This window comes from Rathayibacter iranicus NCPPB 2253 = VKM Ac-1602 (assembly GCF_003149025.1).
Lineage (GTDB): Bacteria > Actinomycetota > Actinomycetes > Actinomycetales > Microbacteriaceae > Rathayibacter > Rathayibacter iranicus.
In genome coordinates this window covers 1-1,661 of sequence record NZ_QGDV01000042.1, presented here as the reverse complement: position 1 = coordinate 1,661, position 1,661 = coordinate 1, and the positions used below count along the sequence as shown (strand labels likewise).

Sequence of the window (1,661 nt, the reverse complement as noted above, 5' to 3'; positions counted from 1 at the left end):
CCGAAGCGATCAACGGCCGCCTCGAACACCTCCGCGGCACCGCCCTCGGCTTCCGCAACCTCACCAACTACATCGCCCGCAGCCTGCTCGAAACTGGCGGCTTCAGACCCCGACTACACCCCCAATTACGATGAGCCATCAATGGCTACAATCGACGTACATAGCACTCCCGTGTACTACACGGCCTCAGGGAGCGGGCCGGGGCTACTCTTCGTCCACGGCACGGCCGCTGACGGTGAGTCAAACTTTGGACACATCCGTGACATGTTCTCCGATCGCTACACAGTCATCACACCCGATTTTTCCGGCAGCGGGAGAACGCCGTTGCGCAGCGAGGATCTCAGCGTCGATGACCTCGTGGATCAAGTTGTAGGGGCCGCTCAAGCAGTGACCGACGAGCCGTTCGACATAGTCGGGTTCTCACTCGGTGCAGTCGTCGCCGCAGCGGCGGCCGCCAAATACGCCGGCAAAGTACGTCGCCTGATCATCATCAACGGCTGGGCGCGGAACGACGACCCTCGCCAGCAGTTAACCCTCGACTTATGGCAGCGGCTCGCGCAGACCGATGAAGGCGCGTTCTCTGCATATAGCGCGCTCCTCATCTTCTCGCCCCCGTTCCTCAGCAGCTTCGGAAGCGACGGGGTCAAAGCTACGGTCGAGGCGATCACGGCCGACGCAGGCACTCTTCGCCAGATTGAGCTTGACCATCGCATTGACATTCGTGATCGGCTCCCTGCGATCTCGTCACCAGCGCTGGTCATCGGCTCCACCCGTGACGTGCTTATTCCGATCGAGCACGCCCGCGAACTCCATGACGCCATCCAGGGGAGCGAGTACGCCGAGCTGGAGAGCGGGCACATGGTCGTCTTCGAGAAGACGGAGGAACTCGTTCACCTCATTTCGGAGTTCCTCGACAGGGCTTGAACACAGAGTTACCGGCAGCGCGATGGTTGGGTGCGCGAGTCGTCGCCGGGGTCACGTTGGTCTCGGCAACCGAGAACATCGACGAGACCCCCTCCGGGATGCTGCTGCACGGCATCATGTCGATGCATCGCACAGTTTTACTCCAAGAACCTCGCCACCGAGGTCACCAAAGGACTCACCCAGAGATTCGGGCCCGGCGGCACCCCCACGCGCGCACCCATCGGCTACCTCAACATCCGCAAACGCGACGAGCAAGGCCGTGGGTGTTCGAGCAGTACGCCACCGGCGAGCGGTCCGTGGTGGACCTCCTCGCCAAGGTCACCGCCCGCGGCCAGACCACTGTCCCCACCCCAAAGCGGCCGTCCGCGCCAGTCGCACGATCGGGGTTCTTCAAGCTGCTGCGCGTACTACATCGGCATCGTCCGCTACAAAGGCGCCGAACAGCCCGGCACCCACGAACCACTCATCGACATCGACACGTGGCAGCAGGTCCAAACCCTGCTCGACGCCCGCAAGATCGCCTCCGAACGACGCCACACCCACGACCACTACCTCAGAGGTCCCCTGTTCTGCGGGGCCTGCGGGTCCCAGATGCTCGCTGAGCCCTTCGTCACCCTCACACCAGAACCCGCATTTACAGGTGTCGTCTTCACGGCGGAGCAGTTCGACACGCTCTCCGTCGGAGAGGTCATCGTCGGCGACGTCCGCGACGGCACCTCGAAGACTCTCTCGGTCCA

Annotated in this window: 2 protein-coding genes; one reads left to right on the top strand and one right to left on the bottom strand. The window is 63.0% G+C overall.

Going from position 1 to position 1,661, the window contains the following annotated elements; genetic code table 11:
- The first annotated feature begins 141 nt into the window (after positions 1–141).
- Entirely contained in the window at positions 142–924 is a 783-nt protein-coding gene (locus B0H03_RS15995) for an alpha/beta fold hydrolase (protein ID WP_104265774.1), read from the top strand.
- Positions 925–1,314: 390 nt separating this feature from the next.
- Here the strand turns inward: B0H03_RS15995 and B0H03_RS16850 are convergent.
- On the bottom strand, positions 1,315–1,661 hold a 347-nt coding region (locus B0H03_RS16850; protein ID WP_165828003.1), incomplete at its 5' end, for a hypothetical protein.

Coding starts and splice junctions, on each gene's coding strand:
- B0H03_RS15995 (WP_104265774.1), top strand. CDS start 142: ATGGCTACAATCGACGTACATAGCACTCCCGTGTACTACACGGCCTCA.